This window comes from Gynuella sunshinyii YC6258 (assembly GCF_000940805.1).
In the GTDB taxonomy this organism is placed as follows: domain Bacteria; phylum Pseudomonadota; class Gammaproteobacteria; order Pseudomonadales; family Natronospirillaceae; genus Gynuella; species Gynuella sunshinyii.
In genome coordinates, this window is record NZ_CP007142.1 from 3,953,686 (window position 1) to 3,974,902 (window position 21,217).

Sequence of the window (21,217 nt, forward strand, 5' to 3'; positions counted from 1 at the left end):
CTGATAGTTAAATAGATCGTCCTGAGAAATACCTGCCGGTTTAATAGTAACGCCGCTGTAAAGTGAACGAGCGGCGTTTGTGATTTTTTGTCATACACGGACAAAAGAGATATCAGGAAAAAATTTTTATAGTCAGAGCCCATCCTAACTAAACTAAGAGGAAGAAAAATCCAAAGAGCTTCTTACCTTTCGAGACTTACTGGTATAACAGTCAGAACAGATTAACCGGTTCGAAGATAACACTCTGACGACACCTTAAGTCCTTTACTCCATCGCCGCTTGAATCGATCCGCATACTGCAATAACGAAACCCGCGAACCGGCACTATCTCCATACGACCGACCATAACTTTGAACATGTTTCAGCCATTGATTCGGGTCGATACCCAGTCGGCTGATCAGTTTTTCGGTGTCAGGATTGATGGCACCACGCTTGTCATCTCGCAGACAACGCCCGGTGGTATCAATCAAATCGAAATAGTCTTCTCGGGTGAATGGAAGGGCTGCATGAATGGAATCCTGCTGACGCCCACTGAAGGGCATTAATGGAGATTCCGGCAAGTGATCGAGTTTTAACTCACGCTTAAGTTGGCGTTGTTTAGAAACACGCTGGGTGAGTGCCTGTTCGGTAGTAGTCTTGGTTTGGGTGGTTTTGTATTTGGCGTAGTCGAATAGTCGCTGTTGAACCGAGGTAAAGTCACTGTCGATCAGATCATCCGCCATGGCAGCACGTACTGGGTTCAGGTCCACATAAGCCATACAGGTCAGTAATGCACCTTCATCCAATAAAGCCTGAGACTTGAAGCGCCCTTCCCAGAACCGGCCTTTGCAGTTGTCTTCTTCATTGGCCATACGGGCAATGGTTTCATTGACACCACGCATAAACCAACTGATGGAACACAAACGCTCACGCCACTGAGCAATTGTTACCGACACGGCCTGCAACTCGGCGGGCGACATCGTTTTACGCGCCGCAAGCCAACGGTTGATCAATACATCCCCGTTGTACAGCTGCAACCAGCGTTCCACCACTTCGTCATCCGACCAGCTTTGAGCGCGTGCCTGATCGACGTGCAATACAACATGATAATGATTACTCATGATCGCATAGGCACAAATATCAATGGCGTACACATAGGATAAAAATCGCAGGCGCGACACCAACCACTGCTTGCGGTGATCAAAATTCTCACCAGTTTCAGAATCGGCACCACACAAATACGCCCGCCGAACACAGCGCACCATGCAGTGATAAAAGGATGTCTCTTCCAGAGAGACTTGTTCGTTACGGGGTTTGGTCATGGTGGCGGATGTTAGTTGATGTGGGAATGTAATTCAAGTTTTTGGGTGTCCTTTTTACTGTAGAAAAGCGCTGCTTCCATTTGCAGAAGCTGGCATAACCCACTTGGTTCTGATCGCAGAATTTTACTGCAGAAAGAGCGGACTGTTGTTGGGCTTCAACTAAAGACTGCCATTGTTCAGAAGACTTGCGCTGATAAGGTCGAGTCATAAAAAGGATTCCTGTGATTGGTTAACAACAGAAGCCAGTGTAAGGTGGGATCATTAACTGGTGAATGACGGCGTGGAATGAACGCTTACGTTAGAGAGCTGGATATCATACATGTCAGCGATGTGAGTACGGATGTCTTGATAGCTGTTGCCCAATGCAAACAAAGCAAGGACTTTCCGCTCTAAATCATCCGTAAGGTGAATTCAAATTTATGGGTGTCCTTTTATTCTTTTATTCGTCCTTTTACTGCTATTTTCCACCATAAAACTCTTCGATTAGCTTAACAATTTCCTTATGTTTTTCAAAAAACTGTGCATTCCTTTTAGCTAACATCAAAGAACTTCTTTTCTTTGCCCCTTTGCTGTATAGAAGTTTAATACACTGGCTGGCACCTTTGATAACTGCACGTTCTAATATTGATCTACCATACTCATCTAATTCTTCCAGCGCCAAATGATGAATCAGAAAATAATCATGCAATCTGACTTTATCATCATTTGTCAGTATTTGATCTAAATCAGATAGGCTTCGTTCTTGAAGGCTGGAAATAAATAATGAGAAGTCATTTGACAACCATGTTAGTGATTTAGCTTGACCTTCAAGCTCATGATTCCATAAATAAATTTTCCCATAATCTTCATCAGCCAGCGATATACCAAAGATATTTCCCCCAGGGTCTGTAGCAATAGGCAAAAAGAACTTGCTTACTCGATTTCTATAACATTTGTAGTTTTCTTCTAAGCTCAAGTAAGCTGGAGTCAAAAACAAACCAAAGTATTCATGAACCGAACAAAAGTACTTACCTGACAAGAGAACAATATCATTCTTGAATTTCCCTCCATTTCTGTTTCGTAAATATTCTAAGTATGTGGCCGGAGGAGTACTTGGTAGTTCGCTTAAAAACCTGTCTAAATATTTATCATCTATTTCGCCATAAGGATTTACTGTTACGGTAGGATTATTCATAAACTTTCCTTTTTAAAATCGGTTTATTCTAAAGCATGGCATTAGTCCTGGAGCATTGAGAAACTACTCCCTCTAAAACTAATGCCAAGCTAACTATAATCTGACTATATAGGTGGGAGAGTTCTATTTGAATTGATTGCCTCCCAATATGAATCTGACATGGTTCCTATTGGGTCTAGCAAATCAAGCACCTTATTTGTCGATGTGAAATTTCTCTCAAAATAAATTAAACCCACATTAATGGATAGGATCGTTGAACCTGCTATTTGTTTTGCTTTATTAATAACAGCAACACCTCCTGTATGAGCAGTTTTGTTGTGAACGCTTTGAGGGACAAGCTCCATCGTCTTACCATCTTGATGATGGTGCCATGTATAACCTTCTGGGGTTGCATCGACACCATAAATTTTATTTGCTTTATCAAAATCGCTTGTATGATTTCCTAATTGCCCACCAGGTAGCTCGACTCTACCACCCTCAGGAATCCACTCCGAAAAGTCAGGATAGCCGCGTTCATCAAAGGGTACACCTGTCATTTCATGTCTCTTGCCTGCCAGTGATTTATTACGGATATTAATTTGATCCATAGCTTCTTCAACAAATGGAGATATAAGCTTTCTAAGTTTTTTAGAAATACGCCCATCCGGATCCGTATACGCCAACGGATTATCCAATCCATAATGGAACCGATTCACACCGGTCACGGCTGCATCGGGCACTCCGACCGGGTCTGGGGATATAAACCGCCTTAGTCTGGGACTGTACCATCTCGCTCCGACGTACACGAGTCCGGCATCGGCGATGCGTTGGTGGTGGTGGAATGTCAGTTCGCGGGTGTCCCCGTCTCCTGTCACTCTGCCTTCGTTGCCGTAGGGATCGTAGTCTTTACTCCAGACCATCTGGCCGCTGGCGTCGGTGGCCATGATGGGATTCATGGCGAGGTCGCTGTGGATGTATTCAACGGTTTCTGTCTGGGTATCGCTGCCTGTGAGGTTGGCAACGGTCTGGCCGTTCAGATAGATGTGAAGGCTGTATTCACCATCGGTACTGTGTGAGGCAAGGACTTTGTGCTGATCATCACGCAGGTAGCGTTCGGTGCGGTTGTCATTCTGTCTGGCAACGAGTCCGTTGTGTCCATCGTAGTGAAATTGAGCAGTCTTTCCTGATGGGCTTTGCGCTGATACCAGGTTGTGGCGTTGGTTCCACTGGTAGCGCCAGTCGCCCAGTTGTTCAATTCGTCCCTGGGCATCGGCCGTGATGCTTTGAAGGGTTGTAACGCCACCGTTGATTTCCTGTATGGCCCTGGGAATATTACGGTTGGAGATGTAGTAACTGATCTGATGGTCTGAGGCCAGTGTCACGCCGGTAATGTTGGAGTTGCTGTCGAGCCCGAATTCCTGGTTGCCCCAGTAACCGGTACTGCTGAGCAGGCGGTTGTCACGATCGTAGCGGTAGAGTTTATCTGCCTCACTGTGCAGTGAGTCCTGAATGGCCGTCAGGTTGCCCATGGCATCCCGTTGTGCGGTTTTACTGAACTTGCCGGCCAGTTCGGTACCGGTACTCCAGAGCCGTTCGGGGTCCAGACTGAATTGCTGTACCTGGCCATTGCCATAGGTGAGTTGGGTGATGGCACCACTGGGATGGTATCGAATATGACGAATGTAGCTGCCTACCTGGGTCGGTCGACCAAATGCATCGGGCGCATAGTCAACCGCCAGTCCACCCGGATAAGTCAGACGGCTTAACTGATCGTTCTGGTCATACTCATAGGAAACCGTCTGGGTATCTGACAGCGGGCTGGCCAATACCGAACTCAACGAGATCAGGTTGTTGTTCAGATCATAGTCATAGACGCGGCTGGCAATGCCGTTGCGGATTTCAACCAGGTTGCCGCTGCCGTCATAGCGATACTCAACGTCCAGAGTGGCATCGCTGTAGGTGGTGGCGATCAGTCGTTGCAGGCCATCATAGGCATAATGCTCAGCCGGCAGGTCGTTCTGCTGCATGGAGGCCAGCAGTCCATTACGATGATAAGTGTAGGTCCGGGTACCTTCCTCATAGGAAGTCTGGCTGGTCAGCTGAAAGTGATCATTGTATTCAAAGTCATGCAGGGCCTTGGTGTATATTTGGCCTTCATCGCCGGGTACCGGGGTGCCCTGAATGATTCTGGTGCGTTGCCCAATCCGGTTAAAGGCATAGGCGGTTAACGTGCCGATAGGGCTTTGAGTACGGACCTCATAGGTGCTCTGACTGCCGTACCGCCGGGTATGCTGCCAGACGTTGCCATTTTCGTCCTGTACCGAGGTCACCGTACCGTTGTAGCTATAGTTCCGGGTGTTGCCATCTGGATAGGTCACCCGTTCCAGACGCAGATCATATAGCCAGTCATAGGCGACGGCAGGCCCTGTCTGACAGCCGGCGCTGTTGGGATACCAGACCTGACTGACCTGACCGTTCAGCAGATATTGGTAGCTTTGATAGAGGGTTTCGTTTTCGCCGGTCATTTCATGACACAGCAGTTGACCGTTGTCGGTATACGTCAGGGTTTGCTGTAAAGGCCCTCGCGTCATGTGAATCACATTGCGCTGGTAGCTGACATCAACAGGGTTGCCCAGGCTAAAACCGATCCGGGAAACTCTGCCGAGATCATCGTAGGTATAGGTTTTGGCTGACCCACGGGCATCGGTCTCTGAGGTGACATACCCCCCTGTGGCCACGGTTCGATCATAACTCTGTTCGTCATTGCCCAGGGTGGTGTGTCGAGCCACGCCATAGTGATAATCACTGTGCTGTTCGAGAATATCCCCTTCCAGCGAAACCTGCTCCAACAGTCCATAGCGGTTGTAACGGTAATGGTGGGTGATGCCGTTGATGGTCTTATCGGTCAGCTGAAGCTGTGCGTCATATACGTTGGTGGTGACTGAATCGTCACCGGCAATATTGCTACTGCCATGGGAATTGGAGGCACCGAGCAGGGTTTCAGACGTCACCAGCGAGGGATGCCAGGCCGTGGTGGTGGGTGTCAGATAAGTATACTGGTATTCTTCATAAGCGTTGCTGCTGACAAAGGTGGAATGCAGTGGATTGCCGAACTGATCCAGGGAGTTGTGAACGATTTGTTTCGGAATGCCCTGGTTGAAGGTCTTCGAGCTATTGAGCACCGGGAACGCCGGAGGTCCACGATAAACGATGCCGTTATGGGTCAGGACGCTTTTTTGGTTGCCGATGGTTTTGAAGGTAAAACCGTTGGTCTGGTAGGACGCCAGATTGCCGTTATGAGCAACAGTTGCGGTGAGAACGGTCATCCCAAGCATATGAAACTGGCTGCCCAGGGTACTGGTGCCATCACCGTTATCCACCACGCTGATGCTGTTTTCCAAAAACGGCTGCCCGGCCACAAAGTAATCGGTCTGGGTATAGCTGTCCGGGATGGGGGTTGCACACGCGTCACGATAGGGCCCGGTTACGGTTGTGACATCATAGTGGGTGTAACCCGGCGCGTAGTCGCGTTCCAGATTCTGGGAGTAGTTATAACAGGTATAGAAATCATCCCGACCGATATTTTCGTGATGCACTGACCGCACGTTCGGGATGATCTGCTGGGTATTTTCTCCCGCATTGTAAATCGTCGCCTGATAATCAAATGTCAGTGAATTGCCCACTGGCAGGGTCACTGATTTCAGGTGAAAACCATCGGGATTGTTGGCGTTGCTGATATCCCCGCTGAATGAGTGGTAGGTATAACGATAGCGCTCATCTTCCGGCAGAATGACTTCGTCCAGGGTCATACCACCGTTGACTCCACCAGACTGTGTGGCGACGTTAACGGGCGTATGAGTGTAGCGGATGGTGTTGGTGCCATTGGGGCCTGGATACGTCAGCGAGACCAGCTGTTTGTAGTCTTCACTGGTATCGTAATTAAACTGCACATAACGATCATCGGCGGGATCTTCAATTCTGGTCGGGTATACGCCGTTGTAGACATCGGTTTCATAACGGATGTTCAACTGGTTGCCATGCAAATCTTCAATGTGGGTAACAGGCAGCCAGCGTAAGCTGTCGGTACTATCACCGCCCAGATAACCCGACGAGAGGTCAAAGGTGTAGTCGATGCCTCCCGGTGTGGTGGCGACAAAATCCCCCTCGTCGTTACAACGACCAATGATGCCTGAGACGGTGCGAAAAACATGCTCACCTTCACCCGTGACACCATAAAACTGTTCGACGCTGTAATCCGGCATTTCAATCAGTGGGTTATAGCGGATTTCATCGGACGGTTGATGACATAGTCCGCCATCCTGCAATCGATACGCCTGAAACTTCAACCGCCCAAAATGCAGATCCCAGCCAAATCCAAGGGGTGACCAGCGCAAATCGGCGGTGACGTTGGTGCGGGAGCGGTAGTTGCGGTTGACCACGATGGGTAAGCCATTGCCTGACAACGACACATCGGTCTGTGAAATCACCAGTTGGCCGTTGTGATGGCTGATGGTGTAGTCAAATGCCGAGCCGTTCAAGGTGGCAGCACCATCAAAACCCAGGCGATCATAATACGGAATATCAAGGGTATCTATGTCGCTGACATCCGGTATGCCCGATAACGTTCTGGGTGTCGTTACTGCCTTGCGAGCCGGTATTGACTGGCTTGAATACACCTCTGTTGTGGGTGGAACAAGTTCATCCGATACTAATGGTTTATTGGCCTCAGGCAGCTTAATGATCTCGCCAGGCGCATGAGTGGCATGAGCAGGAATGGTAATGGAAAGTGCCGACAGGCACAGTATTTTGGAAAGAAAAATGTTCGTTCGTTTCATAAACTCAAGTCCATATATCCTTGTTTATTGAACAGAAACGATCAGGCTACAGCGATGGAACCAGCATACTTCTCACATCAGACATTGATATTACGTTTCAAATAAGAGCACCCGAGATAAGGGCGGATAAAGTTTGGATTTTTAATAAATAGATAGGAGTGATGGCTTTCACAAACCGAAGTGATTCATACTAAAGTATGGAAATTTTCCGATACTTTTTATGTGGTTTAGAGAATCGGCTTCCCTGCTTCTTATCAATCTAAAACCAACCAGAACATAAAACCGGCCAAAACAATCACGGTCATCACACAACCCAATCAACGATCCAAACCATGTTTAACAGCAAGTAAAGGCCAGAACACCACAGCCAATAACCTTCACCATATCTGACGAAATGGAAATCGGCCATACACGCAGGTGATCAATATAACAACCGATAGCCGGTATCATGAAAACCGTTAATCCATCAGCAACCAACACCAGCTGTAAAAATATAAAAAGACTGCGTCTCACATTGAACCCTGAAAAATGTCAGGCTGTATGCTTGAGAAACATTCAGAAAAACGCCTGTAAAACACGACCAAGGCGATTTCCTGCTTCAATTTTGAAGAGATATCCGGGATAGCAATGTTGCCATGGAATCCAGATTGCGGCCGAACTGATTAATGGCAAAATGGTGGGTATATCGATCACCAAACCCATACTTCAGAAAACCGGACAAGGTGGCTGTGGCACTCAGGTCGATAAACGCATATCGCTCAGGGTTCGGAAAGCTGTTTGCCACCATGGTTTGAAATTGCGCTTCTCCACGTGGAATTCGCCAGAGATATTCATCAGCAGCATCCAGCACATGATCACCCACAACACCCCCCAACGCACAGGAATAGAGTGGAATCTGCGGCTTTGCAAGGCGAACACTCCGGCAGATGTTTCTGAATTCACTCTCTGCCGGATCAATGGCACTGGAATGAAAGCCATAACGAACCGGTAACTGAACTGAAAATACCGAGGCGCTGTTCAAAGCCGTCAGCACCCGTTGCAGGTCATCTGCAAGACCACTGACAAAGAATGATTTGTCATAGTTGATACCACCCAGCGTGGCACGAAAAAAAATGTCCGGGCGTTTTCGATACAGCTCAGGGGAATCCATCACAGTGATCATGCTCCCCTCTGCACAGGTTTGTTTGAGAATCTGTGCCTGCTGGACGACCAGCCCCAAACCATCTTCAAGAGCAAGCATTCCGGCAATGGTCGCAGCGATATATTCCCCCAGACTGTGCCCGAGCACACCGGCGGGGCGATATCCCTGATCAATCAAAACCTGTGCCAGACTATAGCCCAGGCAAAACAGCGCCGGATGGGTCCACTCAACCGTATCAAACTCCGCGCCTTTACGGGCATCATTGTAAAGCACGTCACGCAGGTCAAAGCTTAACAACCGGTCGCAGCGATCCATATGACGGCGAAATACCTCATTGTGATCATACAACTCCCGACCCATCTGAAAATACTGGCTGCCCTGCCCCGCAAACATGAAGATCAGGCCAGTGTCGGTGGCAGCGTGAAGGTTTGAAAGTGAGTTGGCGGAATCGCCGGTTTGAGGACGGTCTTTGGAAATAAAAGTCATGGTTAACACCTGATATAACGCAAACAACAGATAGTTTGGCTCTATGCGAGACAGCTTAACCCGGCTATTTCACCAAAACTGAATATTGAACCTGATGGCTCCCACTACTGGCGAGATAAGAACAGGAACCGGCCCAATGCTACCAAACTCTCCCCGCTTTTCCACTCGTCAAAATGCCGTATTATCAACAGGCATAGCCGCACCACAGGACATAATCGCGCGTGATAACTGACAGCCTGGTATGGAATGGATCAGGCGGTGCCAGGACGGCACCGCAGACATTAAAGGAAGGACTACAGATAAGTGGCTGCCAGACCACCATCGACCGGAATATTGGCACCGCAGATCCAGCGTGATTCATCTGAGCACATAAAGGCAACCACGTCCGCGACCTCATCTGCCAGCGCCGGACGTTTCATCCGATGGGCATCCTTTTCGACCCGCTCCTGTCCAAGCATGGTGACAAAATCCCCCAGAATCGGAGTCATGACCGGACCCGGCGCAACCGTATTCATGCGCACGTCATATTGATTAAAACATGCCTGGGCTTCGGTAGCGGTCCAGACAATCAGTGCTTCTTTGAAATACTGGTAACAGAAGTCCTGGGCAACCGGATGCTCTTTCAACCAGGCAGCACCTTCTGCAAAGGTTTTGGCCGTTGCCAGAGATTTATGCAGCTCCAGACGTTCCGGCCATTCAATGCCGAGAATGGATGAAATATTCACCACCGAACCGCCGGCATTCATTTTGGGCAATATCTTCCCGGTCAGATGACGTAAACCCAGATAGTTGACCCGACCCACCAGCTCCGCAGGTGCGGTTCCGGGAACGCCGGCGATGTTACAGAGCGCATCAATACCGTCCGGCAATTGTGACACCAGTGTATCAATAGCATCCGGATCACCCAGATCCGCCTGGAAAAATTGATTGAGGGTCAACAGCGATTCATTGCGATCAACACCGATAACATTCGCACCATGATAACGGGCAACCCGTGCGACTTCAGAACCGATGCCAGAGGAGACACCTGTCACCACAATCGTCTTATTTTGTAATTTCATATTTGGGTACTCTTAAATTGGTTTCTTCAGGCAAAGACCGTTCAAACAGCAATGCCGGAGCATTGCCGATAATCACGTTTGAACGGAAGTGTTGTTTTAGAACGGATACTGCGGTGGCGTATTTTTCACCGTGACCCATTGCCAATGGGTATAGGTATCCCAGTCACTTGGACCACAGACGGAAGTACCGTTACCAGAGATACCACAACCACCAAACGGATTAACGCATTCGTCATTTACTGTCTGGTCGTTAATGTGCATCAGCCCTACCTGCAATTGATCACCTATGGTTTTGGCGCGACCAATGTTTGCTGAAATCACCGCGCCGGCGAGACCGTACTCGGTGTTATTGGCGAGTTCGACGGCCTCAGCATCGGTACCGAACGTCGTAATGCTCACCACAGGTCCAAAGATTTCCTCATCAAATGAACGCATTCCCGGCTTGACGCCGCTCAACACCGTTGGCGCGTAGAACAACGCCTCGTATTGGCCGCCTGTTTCCAGTTTGGCACCGGCGTTCACGGTATCCTGAACAATCTCATGTACTTTTTGAATTTGGTTCTGATTGATCAACGGTCCTAATGCCACCTGACCACTGATTGGATTACCCACGGGCAGATGTCTGGCTTTTTCGACGAGCTTGGCTGTCAGTTCAGCGGCGATGCTTTCCTGAACCAGAATCCGACCGGAAGCCATGCAGATTTGTCCCTGGTGCATATATGCCCCCCAGGCAATGTTACTGGCCGCCAGATCCAGATCGGCGTCTTCCAGCACAATCAGAGAACTTTTACCGCCGAGTTCCAGAGCCACTTTTTTCAAATTACGGCCGCATGTTTCGCCGACCTTCCGGCCCGCTGCGGTAGACCCGGTAAAGGCCACCATGCCAATTTCCGGCACCTCACACAAAGCGGTACCGGCTTCAGCAGCACCTGGCAAAACCTGATACAGCCCCTTAGGCAGACCGGCATCTTCAAACGCCAGCGCCAACAGGTATCCGCCTGTCAGCGGCGTTTGTGGATCCGGCTTGGTCACCACGGCATTTCCGGTGGCCAACGCCGGAGCAATGGAGCGAATTGACAGAATTAACGGAAAGTTAAACGGTGAAATCACCCCGACCACCCCGTGTGGAATCCGCCGAGCATAGGACATGCAATCCGGTGTCGAAGCCAAGGTCAGCCCATCCGGCTGCAAGGTCATGCCGGAAGCCAGTTGCAGCAGCAGGATGGCTTCGCGCATCTCATGCTGGCCTTTGGGAATAATACCGCCAGTTTCACGGGCGATCAGTTCAGCAAATTCATCAAAATACCGCTGCAGATAGTCGGCTGCCTTTAAAAAAATTGCTGCACGTTCACGGGGCGGCACTTTAACCCACTCGCGCTGGGCTTTGGCTGCGTAAGTTGCCGCCGCCTGGATATCTTCGGCCCCGGCCATGCCGGTTTCAGTCAAAATTTCTCCAGTAGCCGGTTCGTAGACAGAATTCGTCGCCGGGGCCGATACCCAGTCACCATTAAAAAAAGCCCCTTTCCACGGAGCCGTGTTCAGTATGGAGTTTGTCATTGTTGTTCTCCGCTCATTGTTTCGATGGTTTTCTTATTCCGGCTTTCAGGGAGGCTGGTATTGGCTGCTGTCTGTCGCAGGTTTGTTTCCGTAAAGCCATATCGATAACTGGTAAAGGTGTGCGGTTTTGGCACATACCCCGCCTGAGTCTCGACCCCTGAACGCCCGCTCATTGTTTTTATTGTTTAGGTTTCCGCCGCTACGGAATAACTCAGTTATAGCAATCGTTGTGCCCAGGTGGACAAAAACAGCGCTTTTCAGGAACTAACTCATTGAAATCAAAAGGATAAAATAACTATCTGATCATTTTTTAAGCCGCTAGACGGGATCAAATTACCAGCAGGAGTTGATCAAATGATGAACTATATCAACAAACCTGATATAAGCTTCATCATATGCGAACATAAAAACAATACATCGCCGAGGACAAGACCATGGATTACCCTGACCGCATTTCGTTAGCCAGCATGTCCCGCCAATCTGAGTCTGCTGCCGACAACAAAGATTCCCGGAACCTGAACATTCAACAACAGTTACAACAAACACCAACACTGGATGATCTGACCGAATGCTTAAGTTTTTCACCAGGTGACGGCCGCATCTGGCTGAACGACCAGCGCATGCAGTTAATACATACCTCATCGTTTGGGGTTTTACGCCGGGAAATGATTGAAGCCTTTGGCATGCAGCGCGCACGCGGCATCATGACCCGCACCGGCTATGCCTCAGGTGCCCGGGATGCAGAACTCATGCGCAAACGCTGGCCTGGTGCCGAGCTCACCTCAGTACTGATTGCCGGTACCCAGCTACACGCGCTGGAAGGCGCTGTTCAGGTCGAAACGCTGAGCGTCGATGTGGACACCAAAAAAGGCCACTATGAAGGGGAATTCCTCTGGCATCACTGTACCGAAGATGAAGAACACGTCGCTGCCTATGGCATTGGTTCCGAACCCGCCTGCTGGTGGGAACTGGGATATGCGATGGGATATGTCAGTGGTCTGGTTGGCTCATTGGTGATTTTTCGCGAAGTGGAATGTCGTGCCATGGGTCATAGCGTTTGCCGCATCATCGGTAAGACAGCAAAACATTGGGGCAACATTGATGAAGATATGGCATATCTGAACGCATCCAGCCCACAGATGGCAACAGAAACCAAGCCTGACCAGGAGATTTATCTGCCAACGGACCCTCCGCACGAACCGGCCATGAATGACGTACAGATGATCGGCGCATCTGCCGCATTTACAGCCGCCAGTCATAGTTTGAAAAAAGTGGCTCCCACTCAGGCAACGGTGCTGTTGTCCGGTGAATCCGGAGTCGGCAAAGAGCTGTTTGCGACGATGTTGCATCGAATGAGCTCAAGAAATCATCAACCATTTGTGGCATTTAACTGCGCCGCGATTCCCGAAAATCTGATCGAAGCGGAATTATTTGGTGTCGAAAAAGGCGCCTATACCGGGGCCATCCAACAACGTGCCGGGCGTTTTGAACGCGCCGATGGAGGAACTCTTTTCCTCGATGAAATCGCCACCCTGAGCCTCGAAGGTCAGAGCAAATTATTGCGCGCGCTACAGGAAAAAGAGATCGAACGGGTGGGCAGTTCTAAAGCTATAAAAGTAGATGTCAGAGTCGTTGCCGCCACCAATGTCGACTTACGCGAAGCAGTGGAACGTGGAGAATTTCGGGGGGATCTGTTTTATCGTTTAAACGTATTTCCAATTCTACTGCCTCCCCTTCGGGAACGACGGGATGACCTTCCCCTACTCATCAACCATTTTTTTCATCACTACTGCCGACAGCACGGAAGAACACTCAGCGGCATCACCCAGAAAGCAACGCAGGCATTATTGCACTACGACTTTCCCGGCAATATTCGCGAATTACAGAACATCATCGAGCGTGGTGTCATTGATGCCGATGACGAAAATCCCGTCGATCTGCACAACCTGTTTCGTAACGAGCCCATTCCCAAATCGGTTTTGTATTCAGTGAACAGCGGTGGTGCACTCTCAAATACCATCCGCAATACCCCAGAAAAATCAGAACCATCTTTCTCCAGCCTGTTCACTGGGAAGGAACCCATATCCATTGATGTTCTGGAACAGAAAATTCTTCAGGAAGCCGTCAAAACCGCTGGCGGAAATCTGGCTGAAGCTGCCCGGCGGGTCGGACTTACCCGCGCCCAATTGGCATATCGGCTTAAAAAAACAGACAAGACATAAATGATACATTTATAAGGTTATTTACTAACTATTATCAAAGAGTGATTGTGATTAATACAGCAAGGATTAATAGTGTTCCGATGTCACATGAAATGAATGCTGCACCCTCCTGGAAACTCCTCAACATCGCCGACGACGGCTAAAGCCCGGCATTTCATGAGCGGGAATCAAACACATTATGGCCATTAATTTGTAAGTTTGTGTGAGTTGTTTGACAGCCTAAAATGACAGACTATAGTCAGATTCAGCTTTATCGGATGAATTTCGAGCAATGTCAGCAATTGGTTAGTATGCCCCGCTTACTGATTTTCAGGTAGCAGGCGCAAGCTCCAATCCGAGTCAATTCAATTGCATTGTGAGAATAAAGCCCATGAACATGATCAGATACCTTCAATTACCGCTCGTAAATACCTTCCACTCTCGATTACAAACCTATCGACACCCGTCCGGAAGCTAAGGTCAAGCACAACTGCAAGCATGCGATGACAGGATCCGGTGCTATTTACCGTTCCATCACATAACAACTCATGTTCACTCTCTGGTTCAGAAGACGATGCATTTTATTGCCTGATGATTAGTGGGATTTAATTTTCTAAACCCGTTATTTTACAAGGACATTTCTATGAGTACTCAACAAACATCATTCAAAAATGAAACAAACGCCACAGTCACACCGATCAGCGGTGCAAACACATCAGATACCAATCCCAAGCAAGGATACGAACAAACCCTGACACAATTAACTTTCTCCGATGGCTCCACCACGATGGCTGGCGGAAAAAGCGGAACCTTGAACCTTCCGGCAGATATGCCAATCGTCAATCTGCTGGTCTCGCAGCCGTCTATTTTATTTCCGGTCATATCGACCAGCGTCGGACCTGATTACGAAGCCGCAGGCGGTTGGCCAAAACCGCTGACCCCTGTAGACATCCCCAGCAATCAAATCACCGCCATGACCCAGGCATTAACGTTTCGGCAAAATCTCATGGCAGCACCCAGTTCCAAAATGGCGACTGATTTTCAGAATGCGTTAAACCAGGCACAACAAGCCAAAACCGCTGACGACATGATCAACCAGATGAATGACTTCTTCCAGTCTCAGGATTCATACAAGCTGGTGACCTATCCCGATTACACTGCGATCCAATCCTATCTACAGGCATTTGCGCAGATGTGGGTGCAGAAAAATTCAGCCTCCGGCAGCAATAGCGGTACAACCTATTACGTGTACAGCGCACCGGATGCCAGTAAAAAAGGGGCCGAATCCATGGGAACCATTCAGGCAAACCGGCGTTCCAATGCACCTGCCAATGCATCGCTGACCGATTCGTTATCCGGTTACTCCATCACCCTGACAGGCTCCGACAGCAGCACGGTCAATCTGACATTTGCGAATGGCGTGTTTTCAGATGGTGGGCCGGTTCAGCTCAGCGCGACCTACGGATATGCCGGGCGCTTTAACGGCAAAATCAGCGATGTTCAACTCTGGCCGATTCTGGTCGGCACCATACAGAGCAAACAGGTCATCGCGATTCCGCTGTCACCGGAGTCAGACTGGTCGAAATTCTGGTCCAGTCTTACGTTTAGCAAAGTATTCGGTTATTTCATGGAAGCAATGGGCTTATGGATGGCGCTGGATTTTCTGAAAACCAAACTGTCTTCCAAAAAAGAAACGCTGGAAAAAGACAAAGCCGAAAACAAAGGTAGCGACCCAACCGACAAACAAGTCCAGGATGCCGAAACGCAGGCCGATACCACCGCCGAAAACGAAGCCCAGGCCAACAACAGTCAGGGACAGAAAATTTCCGGTGATGACACATTTGAAGTCCCCACTACGGAATCGGCAATGAATGAAGCCGTCGACAATACCCGAACCGCCAGCCAGGATTCATTAAACAGTATTGCCGAAGACAACACCAATGGTGCCATTGAACAAACCGGAGAAACGCTGGAGGAAATTGGCAAAATCGAAACCACACCTGCGTTGGAAAAAGCCGGCAGTCAGTTGAATAATGCGGGTGAAGCCATGCAAGCCGACCCACCGGATATCTCCACAGCCACCAGTAATATTGCAGAAGCGAACCAAAACCTGGCTGTCGCTACGGATGAGCTGGGTAACCAAATCAGCACAGAACAAAAACAACAGCTGGAAGATCAAATTAAAGCCAATGAAGAGGCTGCTGAAGAAGCCAAAAGTCAGGACGAGGAAAGCGAAGACGCTGGTAAAGGCGAAGACCCTGAAGGTGAAGGTGATCTGCCGAAGTTCGAAGAGATCTGATCGACTCGTTACTGTGGTGTCATCTGAGCAGGCTGATTCAGAGACACTGCAACCTAAACCAAACATTCGGAGAGAACAAATAATCATGGCAACCACAAATCATTTCACCGTCAACAATAAGCTGGACAAAGCCGTTATCGTCTATACCACAATGACCAATGTGAACCCGGATTCACCCAGCACCAATCCGGAAGACTACATTCCTACCTACACCAAAATGGGCACTGTCAGCAGCAATGGTTCACAGGAATTTTCAACCGATGAATCCATTGCCCGCGTCGTGGTGGTACGCGAATCGGATCAACTGCCGGTCAAGGTATCGGTTGCCGCGGAATGGGATCCCGGCAGTCAGACATTTTCGGTCGAAAGCACTGATGAACAGATCGGGGAAAGTGCCTGGAGCTACTATAAAATTTACAGTAGCCAACCGTATAACCCTATTTCGCTGCAATTCAACGAACTGGTTTCAGACAATGCCAGCGACCCCAGCACACTGGATGATAAAACCGCTACCTTTTTTGATGATAACGGTTACCCGGGTGTCGATTATGCCATTTTCACTTCGGTCACCTACTGGGCACAAAATCAACTGTATGCCTTTCCCGGTACCTATTACTGCTATGAACCGGCCTCCAGTACCGAAGGTTTTATTGTGCCCAAAACACAAACCGGCACGATTGTGATTGAAAACGGTACGGCAACCTACACCCCCACCGGGGGCGCTGCTGTTACCTTGAATTATTACAACTCGCAACTGACCTCTCCTGGAGCAACACCCAATAGCGGTATTTATCTGACATCGGTCATTCGTAACCTGGTGTGGGAAGGTAAAAGTGAGAGTGATATTACCTGGGCATTTGTAGGTTCATCGGGCGGAGATCAAATGATCGCGCAGGATTATCAGAACCCTGCCCTGCCCTGGTACTCCATTGCTTATGACATGGTATATGGTGTTTATTTTTCCGTTCAGCTGTATATGTCCATCAATGCTGCGGCCGATATGTTGAAAGCGGCAGGTAAAGGCATGCAGTGGATTGGTGAAAATGCCTCGAAGATGGCCGGCAACGTTCGCGACTGGCTCAATAAAACCGGCGACAGTGCCGGACCCGACAGCGCCATGGGCGACGATGCCGACCCGGTCAATGTTGATGTCGATACCGATACCGACATTGATATCGATGTCGATATTGATGTGGACATCGATGTGGATGTCGACGTTGACGTGGATATAGATATCGATATTGACGTGGACTTTGGCGTGGTGGTGGACGTTGATGTGGATGTTGACATCGATGTGGATATCGACATCGACGAACAGACAGATGTAGACATCGACACCGATGTGGATATCGATATTGATACCGACGTTGATATCCAACCCGGCGGCGTATCAGCACTGTTAAACAAGGTCGGCAACTGGATCATGACCAAAGCCTTCCCGACTTTGATCGAAGGTGCCGCCATTTACGTAGCCTTCCAAACCGTCGATAAAATCCTCGGTGCCTGGAAAAATCAGGATGAGAAAGACATGCAAAACCTGCAGCCCCGGCAAACAACCGGCCTGGGTGTGCTGATTAATTATATGTTTAACACCAGCGTTTCCATTAACGAACGTTGGGATACCTTCGCCGACTATGTGTCTGAGTCTCAAGCTGATACCACCACTCTTGAAATGAACATTGCCACCATTCTGGGCACTGGCAATACCACCGCCGACAACGAACTGAACAGTTGGCGCTGGTCATCGGATGATGAACAGGCTGCGGTCAATGCCATGAAAGCCGGTGCCAATGATGCCGCCGCTTTTCAGAACCTTGGCAACTATCAGTACAAAGGCAAAGACCTGCCACTCAAAGTTGGTTGTGGCGTGGCAATGAAATACCTCAAAGGAAAATGACCGTTCACTGACTGCAAACAGGTACCGGTCAGCCAAAGCGCTGACCGGCGATCAAATCGACTACCAATTGTAAGAGCGAATACACTATGGAAACAGGACAACTTTATCAGCAACCGTTTCAGAATTTCCCTTCCCGCACAGATCACGCAAACCGATGGCGCGAACTTGCCCAAGCCATTGCGGCCAAAGCCGACCAGATCAGTCATGATCCCGACGCAATCATCCGACCGGAGAAACCCGGAGAATTAACCATTCTGGGTTCCGGTATTGAAACCGTTGGTTTTACCTCAGCCGATGAAATCCGCATCCGCGAAGCCGACAAAGTATTTTACTGTGTTGCCGACCCGGCAACGGTGGTCTGGCTTAAGCGACTGCGCCCGGATGCCTACGACCTGTATGTGCTGTATGACGACACCAAAATCCGCTACACCACCTACATGCAAATGACCGAAGCCATGCTGCACTTTGTGCGTGAAGGGCAAAACGTGGTGGCCATTTTCTACGGACACCCGGGCGTGTTTGTCCTCTCCACCCATCGCGCCGTACAGATCGGTCAACGTGAAGGACATAAAGTCACCATGCGCGCCGGGATCAGTGCGCTGGATACCTTATGCGCAGACCTGGGTATCGACCCGAGCCAACCCGGTATGCAGACCTTTGAAGCGACCGACACACTGATTCGGAAACGCCATCTCGACCCGGAACTGCACCTGATCCTCTGGCAGGTAGGACTGGTGGGTGATCTCGGCTATCGTCGGGAAGGTTCGCTGAATAGCGGCTTTTCAGTACTGCTGGATTATCTGGAGGAAACCTACGGGCCGGATCATGAGGTCGTTAACTATATCGGCTCTCGTTATCCCGGTGCCGACCCGGTGCGTGATCGTCATACCATCAGCAGTTTACGCAACCCGGCCGTGCAATCCACTATCACCGGTATTTCAACTTTTTATATCCCACCGGCCAAAGCCGGTACATCAGACCCGGAAATGCTGCTTCGTCTTGGCCTGTTAAAGCCGGGACAAAACATTCGACACTCGTCCTCCCCCATGCGTGTCATTGATGAATACGGCCCCAAAGAACGCAAAGCCTTCAGCGATTTTGCGCATTTTGATATTCCCACCGGTTACCATTGGCAGGAGGACACCGCCGCCGCACGTTTTATTCTGGCGTTGCGTGAAGACGGAAAATTGCGTACACAGTATTGCGAAAATCCGCGTGTAGCGATGTCACAATGGGCTGGCGGACTCAGTGAAAACGAACGCCGCCGCTTATCCCTGCGTGAAGCCGGCGCGATGCAACTCGCCGCAAAAGGGCTCCGCACTAAAGCATCAGCAGAATCTGTTCGCATGCTTCAGGAAGTGCTGACACGAGAGCCCTCCGCGCGAGCATTACTCCGGACCGTGCGGGCAGCCACGGATCCACACGATGCCGCCAGGCAATGGAGTCAGTTTCACGGCTTTAATGTCGATTGGGCAGAAGTACCGACTGATCTGCATATTCTGTTACGCAAATCCCTGTACCCCTGGACAGGTTGTTATCTGGCCAACGACCGGGAACTGAGCATTGTGATTCACGGCCAACCGTCCAGCGCACAGGCCGACAGCGTTTACGTCAATGGCATTCGGGTTCAGGCAACCTTTTCCAGCGGAGGAATTATTCACTGGCAGGCTGGACAGGAACAACACACCTCCGGTTTGCTGCACGTGGACCGCACCACACGAGGCACCCGTCGACTGGTCGGCGCAATCTGGACCGGCACCGAAAAGCCGGGCACTGATGATCAACTGGTCGCAGCTGAACATCACCTGCCACGCACCCTGCCCCTGGCCAGTCTGAGCGGACACTACCGGACAAAATCGAACCAGATCAGAGTACGGCCTGATTTATCGTCAAAAACGCACCCAATGGCCATTTACATCAACGACCAACCCGCGCAGCGCTGGAGCGTGAACACCACGTCATTTGAAGTGGATGGTATCAATGTTTCCTTCCAGGCACGTGAGCCGGAAACCGCGATACCTGACTACGCCCATGGCACCTATCAGGTTCGTCTGGTGCAATCGGATAGCGCCACAATGGCCACCATGTCGTTAAGCGCTGACGGTTGCTACATCAACAGCAAACCGATTTCCGTCAGCAGAGATAACGAGGGATCTTTCTCATGGAAAGACGGCCCGGCAACATTACGCGTCGGCCAGATTAAGTTGTTGGTTGATCCGATCACACTCTCCGTGATGCTTTTTGGCACCGCCGGTCATGCGGAGGACGACCAACGCATCGCCTTACGGGGCATGATTCCCGTCTCTGAACAAGCTGCCGGGAATCGCAAACATCTTCCCGACTTTGGCCTGCCGGAATGGGCATGGCGGCATCTTGTTGACCTGCTGACTCAATCCAGTGAACAAGGTGGATTATTTTTATGGCATGGTTGGAATCGTTCGGCCAACAACCTGAGACGTTTGCGTTCGGTACTGAAAACTCTGGGGGAATAATGATGACAGCAGAAACCGTTGATCGACGTGAATTAACTGATCAGGCCGGACCGGCACCCAAATGCCCTTGGGTGCTGTTGAACTATGACACATCGCGTTTTCCGTTTGCCTATTTTTTGCAACGTGATGTTTATAAAGTCCCTGATCTTGGAAAGCTTCATCAATACGTTATCGCACATTATCGAAAACATGGTGTCAGCCGCGATCTGAATTCTGAGGACAACCTGACCTTAAGAGAACTGATGCAGGTACTGACACCGGAATCCAATTTCTTCAAACTCTATCATGACTTTATGCTCAGAGTGCTGGTCCGCTGGGTCGGCGCTTCCCTTTCCTACTCCGAAACACCCAAGATGCGGGTACATTTACCACAAACACCTTCGGTCAGTTCGTCTCACCATGACATTATCGTGACCAAACGAATTGATCAGGTGAACTTCTGGCTGCCATTCAATACCGTGGACGACACTGCCACACTCTGGCTGGAAAGTGACTACGGAGCGTGTGATTACCATCCGGTTCGGGTTGAATACGGCCAGGTACTTATTTTCGATGGTGGTTATCTGGGTCACGGTACCAAATTCAACACAACTGAGACAACACGCACCAGTCTGGATATGCGTTTTTCCTACAAAGGCTCATCAACACGCGCCGATGGCGTTCGGCTCATGAACCGGATTGTGGATATAGCGCAGGAGTTTCAAACCGAACAGGTTATTGAGAGTGAGGTTTCTTAACTCATCACGAGGACAGCACGGAGAAATCTGGATTATCCTTTAAACACAATACCGGCC

The 21,217-nt window shown here is 49.7% G+C and carries 12 protein-coding genes; 5 read left to right on the forward strand and 7 right to left on the reverse strand.

What is annotated here, in order from left to right; translation table 11 throughout:
• Positions 1 to 221: 221 nt before the first annotated feature.
• The 7 genes from YC6258_RS31010 to YC6258_RS16455 all read right to left on the reverse strand — a co-directional run bounded on the left by YC6258_RS31010 (position 222) and on the right by YC6258_RS16455 (position 11,534).
• The gene (locus tag YC6258_RS31010; protein WP_044617925.1) at positions 222 to 1,301 is read right to left on the reverse strand and encodes a transposase; all 1,080 of its coding nucleotides are present in this window, start codon (positions 1,299 to 1,301) and stop codon (positions 222 to 224) included.
• The gene (gene tnpA / locus YC6258_RS29910) at positions 1,285 to 1,509 is read right to left on the reverse strand and encodes an IS66 family insertion sequence element accessory protein TnpA (protein ID WP_144407679.1); all 225 of its coding nucleotides are present in this window, start codon (positions 1,507 to 1,509) and stop codon (positions 1,285 to 1,287) included. Before tnpA ends, YC6258_RS31010 begins: the two co-directional genes overlap by 17 nt.
• Before the next feature lie 249 nt (positions 1,510 to 1,758).
• On the reverse strand, positions 1,759 to 2,475 hold the full coding sequence (locus YC6258_RS16435; RefSeq protein WP_044617926.1) for an SMI1/KNR4 family protein: 717 nt from the start codon (positions 2,473 to 2,475) through the stop codon (positions 1,759 to 1,761).
• Between the two features lie 104 nt (positions 2,476 to 2,579).
• Positions 2,580 to 7,289, reverse strand: coding sequence for an RHS repeat-associated core domain-containing protein (locus YC6258_RS16440; protein WP_044617927.1), 4,710 nt, complete (start codon positions 7,287 to 7,289; stop codon positions 2,580 to 2,582).
• A 598-nt stretch (positions 7,290 to 7,887) separates the two neighbouring features.
• Entirely contained in the window at positions 7,888 to 8,916 is a 1,029-nt protein-coding gene (locus YC6258_RS16445; protein ID WP_052830352.1) for an acyltransferase domain-containing protein, read from the reverse strand.
• Between the two features lie 293 nt (positions 8,917 to 9,209).
• The gene (locus YC6258_RS16450) at positions 9,210 to 9,977 is read right to left on the reverse strand and encodes a coniferyl-alcohol dehydrogenase (RefSeq protein WP_044617928.1); all 768 of its coding nucleotides are present in this window, start codon (positions 9,975 to 9,977) and stop codon (positions 9,210 to 9,212) included.
• A 96-nt stretch (positions 9,978 to 10,073) separates the two neighbouring features.
• Positions 10,074 to 11,534 carry a benzaldehyde dehydrogenase gene (locus tag YC6258_RS16455; RefSeq protein WP_044617929.1) on the reverse strand — a complete coding sequence of 487 codons (1,461 nt, stop codon included), beginning with the start codon at positions 11,532 to 11,534 and terminating at the stop codon, positions 10,074 to 10,076.
• Between the two features lie 434 nt (positions 11,535 to 11,968).
• Between YC6258_RS16455 and YC6258_RS16460 the strand changes: the two genes are divergently transcribed.
• The 5 genes from YC6258_RS16460 to YC6258_RS16480 all read left to right on the forward strand — a co-directional run bounded on the left by YC6258_RS16460 (position 11,969) and on the right by YC6258_RS16480 (position 21,160).
• Positions 11,969 to 13,756: a sigma-54-dependent Fis family transcriptional regulator gene (locus tag YC6258_RS16460; RefSeq protein ID WP_044617930.1), complete on the forward strand. Its 1,788-nt coding sequence runs from the start codon at positions 11,969 to 11,971 to the stop codon at positions 13,754 to 13,756.
• Positions 13,757 to 14,378: 622 nt separating this feature from the next.
• The gene (locus YC6258_RS16465) at positions 14,379 to 16,034 is read left to right on the forward strand and encodes a hypothetical protein (protein WP_044617931.1); all 1,656 of its coding nucleotides are present in this window, start codon (positions 14,379 to 14,381) and stop codon (positions 16,032 to 16,034) included.
• An 85-nt stretch (positions 16,035 to 16,119) separates the two neighbouring features.
• Positions 16,120 to 17,931 (forward strand): hypothetical protein, encoded by a 1,812-nt coding sequence (locus YC6258_RS16470; RefSeq protein WP_052830353.1) that lies wholly within the window; start codon positions 16,120 to 16,122, stop codon positions 17,929 to 17,931.
• Positions 17,932 to 18,017: 86 nt separating this feature from the next.
• Positions 18,018 to 20,423 (forward strand): SAM-dependent methyltransferase, encoded by a 2,406-nt coding sequence (locus tag YC6258_RS27465; RefSeq protein WP_052830354.1) that lies wholly within the window; start codon positions 18,018 to 18,020, stop codon positions 20,421 to 20,423.
• The gene (locus tag YC6258_RS16480; RefSeq protein ID WP_052830355.1) at positions 20,423 to 21,160 is read left to right on the forward strand and encodes a hypothetical protein; all 738 of its coding nucleotides are present in this window, start codon (positions 20,423 to 20,425) and stop codon (positions 21,158 to 21,160) included. Before YC6258_RS27465 ends, YC6258_RS16480 begins: the two co-directional genes overlap by 1 nt.
• The last annotated feature ends 57 nt before the right edge of the window (positions 21,161 to 21,217 follow it).